General features: G+C 63.2%; 7 protein-coding genes and 1 pseudogene. 4 read left to right on the top strand and 4 right to left on the bottom strand.

Features of this window, described 5'->3' with window-relative positions; translation table 11 throughout:
- From KDB67_RS13530 to hisD, 4 genes and pseudogenes are all read right to left on the bottom strand, one after another.
- Nucleotides 1–293: pseudogene (locus KDB67_RS13530) on the bottom strand (imidazole glycerol phosphate synthase subunit HisH); the annotation flags it as partial.
- On the bottom strand, nucleotides 290–916 hold the full coding sequence (gene hisB / locus KDB67_RS13525) for an imidazoleglycerol-phosphate dehydratase HisB (protein ID WP_291016476.1): 627 nt from the start codon (nucleotides 914–916) through the stop codon (nucleotides 290–292). The gene hisB and the pseudogene KDB67_RS13530, both read right to left, overlap by 4 nt.
- Nucleotides 916–2,046, bottom strand: coding sequence for a histidinol-phosphate transaminase (locus KDB67_RS13520; RefSeq protein WP_291016474.1), 1,131 nt, complete (start codon nucleotides 2,044–2,046; stop codon nucleotides 916–918). The genes hisB and KDB67_RS13520 overlap by 1 nt, the downstream gene beginning before the upstream one ends.
- Nucleotides 2,043–3,371 carry a histidinol dehydrogenase gene (gene hisD, locus KDB67_RS13515; RefSeq protein WP_291016472.1) on the bottom strand — a complete coding sequence of 443 codons (1,329 nt, stop codon included), beginning with the start codon at nucleotides 3,369–3,371 and terminating at the stop codon, nucleotides 2,043–2,045. The genes KDB67_RS13520 and hisD overlap by 4 nt, the downstream gene beginning before the upstream one ends.
- A gap of 237 nt (nucleotides 3,372–3,608) precedes the next feature.
- Here hisD and KDB67_RS13510 point away from each other — a divergent pair, with 237 nt between their 5' ends.
- From KDB67_RS13510 to KDB67_RS13495, 4 genes are all read left to right on the top strand, one after another.
- Nucleotides 3,609–4,103 (top strand): SRPBCC family protein, encoded by a 495-nt coding sequence (locus KDB67_RS13510; RefSeq protein WP_291016469.1) that lies wholly within the window; start codon nucleotides 3,609–3,611, stop codon nucleotides 4,101–4,103.
- A gap of 120 nt (nucleotides 4,104–4,223) precedes the next feature.
- Complete coding sequence (locus KDB67_RS13505) at nucleotides 4,224–4,391, top strand: hypothetical protein (RefSeq protein ID WP_291016468.1); 168 nt, start codon at nucleotides 4,224–4,226, stop codon at nucleotides 4,389–4,391.
- Nucleotides 4,392–4,502: 111 nt separating this feature from the next.
- Nucleotides 4,503–4,883 (top strand): hypothetical protein, encoded by a 381-nt coding sequence (locus tag KDB67_RS13500; RefSeq protein WP_291016465.1) that lies wholly within the window; start codon nucleotides 4,503–4,505, stop codon nucleotides 4,881–4,883.
- A 140-nt stretch (nucleotides 4,884–5,023) separates the two neighbouring features.
- Nucleotides 5,024–6,856: a GIY-YIG nuclease family protein gene (locus KDB67_RS13495; RefSeq protein WP_291016463.1), complete on the top strand. Its 1,833-nt coding sequence runs from the start codon at nucleotides 5,024–5,026 to the stop codon at nucleotides 6,854–6,856.
- Nucleotides 6,857–7,029: the final 173 nt, after the last annotated feature.

Raw genomic sequence — 7,029 nt, 5'->3', positions numbered from 1 at the left:
TCCACTCCGAATTCGACGCCCCGTTCGAACAGGATCTGCATGCCGACGCAGATCCCGAGGACCGGACGCCCGCCGGCCAGTCGTCGGCCGATGATCCGCTCCCCGCGCACCTCGCGCAGGCCCGTCATACACGCCTCGTACGCACCCACTCCGGGCACAACGAGCCCATCTGCATTGAGTGCCTCCTGCATGTCGGAGGTGACGGTGACGTCGGCACCGGTGCGTTCGAGCGCGCGCTGGGCCGAGCGCAGGTTGCCCGAACCGTAGTCGAGGATCGCGACGTTCGTGCTCACAGGGCTCCCTTCGTCGACGGGATGCCCGTCACCCGGGCGTCGTATTCGGTGGCCGCCCGCAGTGCGCGCGCGACCGCCTTGAACTCGGCTTCGGTGATGTGGTGCTGGTCGCGGCCGTACAGCACCCGCACGTGCAGCGCGATGCGCGCGTTCATGGCTAGAGCCTCGAAGACGTGCCGGTTGATGACCGTCGAATACGGCACGCCCGGGTAGCCGCCGATGACGGCGCCGAGCATGTGGTCGGGTTCGCCGGTGTGCACGCAGTACGGCCGGCCGGAGACGTCGACGGCGGCGTGGGCGAGGGACTCGTCCATCGGGATCCAGCAGTCACCGAACCTGCGGATGCCCTTCTTGTCGCCGAGGGCCTGACCGAGGGCCTGGCCGAGCACGATCGAGGTGTCCTCGATGGTGTGGTGACCCTCGACCTCCACGTCGCCTTCGGCCTTCACCGTCAGGTCGAAGCTGCCGTGCTGGCCGAACGCGGTGAGCATGTGGTCGAAGAAAGCGATGCCGGTGGAGATGTCCGTGACACCGGTGCCGTCGAGGTTCAACTCGACGGTGATCGACGATTCGCGGGTGGTGCGTTCGACGCGCGCGATGCGCGGTTCACGGGCGGTGGACACTAGCGATTCTCCAGATCTGTTGACACCAGTTCCCTGCTCACGTCGAGGAAGGCGTCGTTCTCCTCGGCCAATCCGATCGTGGCGCGCAGTCTGCCGGGGATGCCGACGTCGCGGATCAGCACACCACGGTCGAGGTAACGCTGCCAGCTTGCCGGTGCGTCCGCAAACCGCCCGAACAGGACGAAGTTGGCGTCGGAGTCGACGACGTCGTATCCCATCGCGGCCAGTTCAGTGGTGACGCGTGTGCGTTCGGCGACGATCGCGGCCACCCCTGCCAGGGTGTCGTCGGCGTGGCGCAGGGCGGCGCGGGCGGCGGCCTGGGTGACCACCGACAGGTGATACGGCAGCCGGACCAGCAGGATCGCATCGATGATCGCCGGGGACGCCGCGAGATAGCCGAGTCGTCCGCCGGCGAAGGCGAACGCTTTGCTCAGGGTGCGGCTTACCACCACCTTGGCCGGGAACTCGTCGATGAGGGTGACGGCGCTGGGCTGTGCGGAGAACTCGGCGTACGCCTCGTCGACGATCACGATGCCCGGCGCGGCGGCCACGATGCGGCGCAGGTCTGCGATGCCCGTCGACCCGCCGGTCGGGTTGTTGGGTGAGGTGACGAATACGACGTCGGGCCGCTGGGTTTCGATCTCGACGATCGCGTAGTCGATGTCGAGGCCGAAATCGTCGGCTCGTTTGGCGGGCAGCCAGGTGGTGTCGGTGCCGTCGGAGATGATCGGGTGCATCGAATACGACGGTACGAAACCCATTGCGGTGCGGCCCGGTCCGGCGAACGCCTGAAGGAGCTGTTGCAGGATCTCGTTGGAACCGTTTGCGGCCCAGAGGTTTTCCTGGCCGAGCGCGGTGCCGGTGGCCTTGGAGAGGTACGCGGCGAGATCGGTACGCAGCGCGACGGCATCGCGGTCCGGGTAGCGGTGCAGTTCACCGGCGGCCTCGCGTACCGATTCGGCGACGTCGTCGATCAGCGCCTGCGACGGGGGGTGCGGGTTCTCGTTGGTGTTGAGCACCACCGGAACCTTCAATTGCGGTGCGCCATAAGCACTTTTGCCGCGCAAGTTATCGCGGATCGGCAGATCGTCGACGGTGATCTGTGATCCGGGGACAGTGGGTGTGCTCACGCGCCGACCCCACCCGCGAAACGTTGTTTCACCGCATCGCCGTGCCCGGGCAGGTCTTCGGCGTCGGCGAGGGTGACCACCTTGGCGGCAACCTCCCGCAGTGCGGCCTCGTCGTAGTCGATGACGTGCACGCCCTTGAGGAAGGTCTGCACCGACAGGCCCGACGCGAACCGCGCCGATCCGGATGTCGGGAGCACGTGGTTCGATCCGGCGCAGTAGTCGCCGAGGCTGACCGGCGCGTACGGGCCGACGAAGATCGCGCCCGCGTTGGTGATGCGGTCGGCGACGGCCGCGGCGTCGCGGGTCTGGATTTCGAGGTGTTCGGCGGCGTAGGCATCGACGACGGCGATACCCGCTTCGAGATCGTCGACGAGAACGATGCCGGACTGCTTGCCCGACAGCGCGGTGGTGACGCGTTCACGGTGCTTGGTGGCGGCGACCTGGGTGTCGAGTGCGGCGTCGACGGCGTCGGCGAGTTCGATGCTGTCGGTGACCAGTACCGACGCGGCGAGCACGTCGTGTTCGGCCTGGGAGATCATGTCGGAGGCGACGATGCCGGCGTCGGCGGAACTGTCGGCGAGGATCGCGATCTCGGTGGGCCCGGCTTCGGAGTCGATGCCGACCACGCCGCGGCACAGGCGCTTGGCGGCGGTGACGTAGATATTGCCGGGGCCGGTGATTAGATCGACCGGGTCGAGCACCTCACCGGTGGTGTCGACACCGCCATAGGTGAGCAGCGCCACACCCTGCGCGCCGCCGACAGCCCACACCTCATCGACACCGAGCAGCGAGCAAGCGGCCAGGATCGTCGGGTGCGGCCAGCCGCCGAAGTCCTTCTGCGGGGGTGAGGCCACCACCAGCGACCCGACGCCGGCCTCCTGGGCGGGAACGACGTTCATGATGACGCTCGACGGGTAGACGGCGTTACCACCGGGCACATACAGCCCCACGCGGCGCACCGGGATCCACTTCTCGCTCACTGTGCCACCGTCGACGACGTCGGTGCGGGTGGTGGCCCGGCACTGGTCGGCGTGCACCTTCCGGGCCCGGGAAATCGATTCACGCAGCGCATCGGCCACTTCGGCGTCGAGGTCGGCCGCAGCTTTCGCGATGACGTCGGCCGGAACCCGCACCGAACCCGGTTTGATGCCGTCGAACTTCTCCCCGTATTCCAGTGCCGCCTCGACGCCACGGTCGGCGATCTCATGGACCACCGGCGTCACCGTCTCGAGTACGGCATTGACATCGGTGCCACCACGCGGCAGGGCACGACGCAATTCGGCGAGCGTCGGAGTGCTACCGCGCAGGTCGGTTCGGGCGAGCATGATCTCTCCTGGCTGGAAGGGGTTGACTTTCCCAGGATATGTGGAGTGGCCACCGGTTTTCGAATGCGCCTACCCACTGCCGCCGGATCAGCCCCCGAATCACCCCGACACCCCGCAGCCGGCGAAGTCGCCCCTCCGCTGGTTGAGGCGAGAGGAGCGCAAGCGACGAACCTCGAAACCCGGTGAGATAACAATGTCAGTACCCACCGAATCACCGACGACCACCACGGAGGCCACATGCTGTACCGGGACGCACCGACCGTCGAGGTATCCACGCTCATCGAAGGCGCCACCGTCGACCAGGTCTGGGACCTGGTGACCGACATCACCCTCCCCACCCGCGCCGCCGGCGAACTGGAGTCCACCGAATGGGTCGGCGACCCGGGTGTGGCCGTCGGCGCCCGGTTCCGCGGCACCAACACCGCCGAGCATCTGGGCACCTGGGTCGGCGAATGCGAGATCACCGAGGTCGACCCCGGCCGCCGCTGGGTATGGCAGGTCGGCCCCGCCGCCGGTGGCGACCCCTGGGCAACGTGGGCATTCGAAGTCGAGCCGTCGAGCAAGGGCACCATCGTCCGCCAATGGGCCCGCCTGGGCCCCGGCCCCTCCCGCCTCTCGGAGTTCATCCAGGCCAATCCCGCCAAGGAGTCCCGCCTAATCACCCACCGCCTAACCGACTGGCGCAACGCCATGCAAGCCAACCTCGACCTCATCCGCACCACCCTCACCTGACCTTCACGCGCAACGATTTCCTTGATCGCCAAACGGATCCGTTTGGCGATCAAGGAAATGATTGAGCGGGAAGGACTATGGGAAGTACGAGTAGCATCGAGCGGGACCGCAGGAGGCACAATGGGCGAACCGTCGACGCAGCATGAGCGACCCTGCATCGCACTCGAGAAGTCCGTCGATTCGATTCTGGCCTCGGCCCGCCCACTCCTGCCCGCAGAGGACACCGTCATCGACGGTCTCACGGAGGATGGGGAGCGTGCATTCTTCGACGCTCTACGGCACCGGTGACCGCGCTGTCGCCCGAATGGACCAATCACCTCAGATCCGCCACCGAATCACGCGGCGGCCGGGGGACGATTGGGCGGGCCGCCGAAGTCGGAACCACAGAGTGGAGACCTGATGAACAAGACTATGCGTGCACTCGTCGTCGGAACGGCTGTAGCCGGTGCCGTCATCGCCGCTCCGGGTGTCGCCGATGCCCGGACCGCCGGAGCAGGTTCGACGGTCCACTACCAGTGGACCTCGGACAGCGTCGGCAACCAGATCACCTACATCGGCAAAGACGGCAAGCAGATCACCAAGCAGGTGCGGTTCCGGCCGCTACCCGTCGGCTTCTCGCGAGAACAGTACGGGTACTCGACCCGGTTCCGCGTCACCAAACGCCAAAACATCGCCGCCCGCATCCAGTCTCCGCAGATCTATGCGACGTGCAGCATCAAGGTGAATGGCAAACAAGTTGCCTACCGCCGAGCCCTACAGACGGGCGCGGCGCGGTGCTGAACGGAATGACGCCCAGTATCGTCTGCTGAGCCTGAGGACAATTCCAGGTACGTGCCAAGGCCACACGCCCCTGTCAAGAAGGCATCCGCGCGATTTACCCCATCATCAGCAGAGCCACATTCACAACATCAGGAGCGCAGGTGACCGATATTTCGCCCCAACCAGCCTTCAAATCCGACATCCTCCAAATAATCTGGCGCACGCACGTACCACTATTGTCCCAGGGGTCGACAACGACAACGCAACGCACACTCACCGGGATCAAAATAACTCACGAAATAGACAAAGAACTTACATCTTCATACGTCCACAATACCGACACCTGGGACACTGAACGCGAAAGTCCAACCGACTATGAATTCTGGGAGCCGCTCATACCACCTTACTTGCGAGGTCAGACATTGGATGATGATACATCAGATCAATGGCTCATGGAAATTGAAGAAATCCATGCCGAACTCATCGAGCTCTACTTGACTTTGACCGGCGCCGGCTGGCAGGTTCACATCACCCATAGTAGAAACACCTTTGACCCCCAGCGCTTTGACGTCAACGTGTACGCAACACCGCCTACCCTCGATATGGTTCGCGCCTCGTCCACACTGCAGGCTTGGAGTTACCCGACGGGGATCACGGCATTCGAAACACGCTGGACAACCACAGACGCTGATTCAGATCCACTGTGGCACTGGCAACCAGATTGCACTCACTTCGTGGTGAACGAGCAGGAAGAAATAGCCACAACACCTCGGTTCATCAGCGCACTCGCCATTGCATCAGCTCCAGCATGGACGCTCACGAGCGGAATCGATTCCGATTTCAGGCGACACAGCACGGGATCTCCAATGCCGCAAACAACGATCTCATCGTCCGCCAGAATAGATGACAACCATAAGCCATCATCTGCAGAAGTAGCCGAGAAGAAGGCAAGCATCGAATCATGGGCATCCGAGTATGGATTCCACACCATCGTTCAGCCGGCAACCCCCTCAGCCACCAAGAAGACTCTCAGCGAGCTGGATCTCGGCGAGACCGGGTATTACCTTCTTGAATTCGACAATGGTGATTGCTACCTCGGCCAGTCGGTTGATATATCGGAGCGACTCAAAGGACACAGGTTAGTACACAAGGACATCTCCAGTATTCGCCTGAGCCCTGATCCAGCAGCAGCCCGTATGGCGAACCCCCTACGCCATCTCCTGCGCGTCGAGCGAGAACTCCTCGCCGCACTCCAGCAAACTGGGCTTCACTCCCGAAACAAAAGTGAAATGACATATATCAGCGGAAAACGAGCTCTCGATGAGATTTTCGCTGCAAGCAGGATCTCAACGTCGGACTGGCTGGCTCAGCCTATTCAGCAGAATTCAAAGTTCAGTAAAGTAGCCCGGAACCTGACGATTTCCCCCAACCAGCGCGCCAGAGGTGTGCCCGCGTACAAGAAGTGGCTCTCCCGAACAGATGGACAGTCGGAGATCGCACTCAACCTCATACGCACATACATCGAGCGGTGCGTCCCCTTGCCGCTGCTTACCGAGTACGACTACTGGGTTCTCAGCTCGCCCGAGCGGATCCCACCCCACAGGGCTCTATCCAATCTGAGCATCGGGTGGACGGAAGCGTTCAGACTGAACATCGACCAGAGTGGCCACCTGTCGGGGTGGGTACAGGTCAATGGAGTCGAACTATTCGGCGACGGTATGTCCGACAAGTCGATAGTCAGATTCCTTCGCCAGCATCCCGGTGTCATCATTGACGAAGCACCATACCAAGCATCCGGACCGTTCAATTACAATGTGATCGCGGAAAACCTGGACCTATTGGATGAACTCCTGGACGATGCTGCCGTAACACGAGCCGCAGCAACCGCCGCACTACACCTCATGCGAAAATCGAAAGTCGGAAATATCAAGAACTCACACAATCCAATCCTAGTACGTGCAGCGCTCGGTATAGATCTTTATGGGACTCGATAGACGTCGTTCAGGCCGAAGTCGGCCGATTGGCACAGTTCCCGAGCCGCCTTTGTGCGTACGGTAGCATCGAACGGGACCGCAGGAGGGCACGATGAGCGAAAGTGATGAGTACGCCATCGACGCGGCTCGCTTCACCGATGCGCTGCGCGAGCAGCGCGTGGCTCGCACCCCCG

It is taken from the genome of Gordonia sp. (in: high G+C Gram-positive bacteria), assembly GCF_020438995.1.
Taxonomy (GTDB): domain Bacteria; phylum Actinomycetota; class Actinomycetes; order Mycobacteriales; family Mycobacteriaceae; genus Gordonia.
Note: the sequence above shows the minus strand (reverse complement) of the source record. Positions and strands in the feature narration are given on the sequence as shown.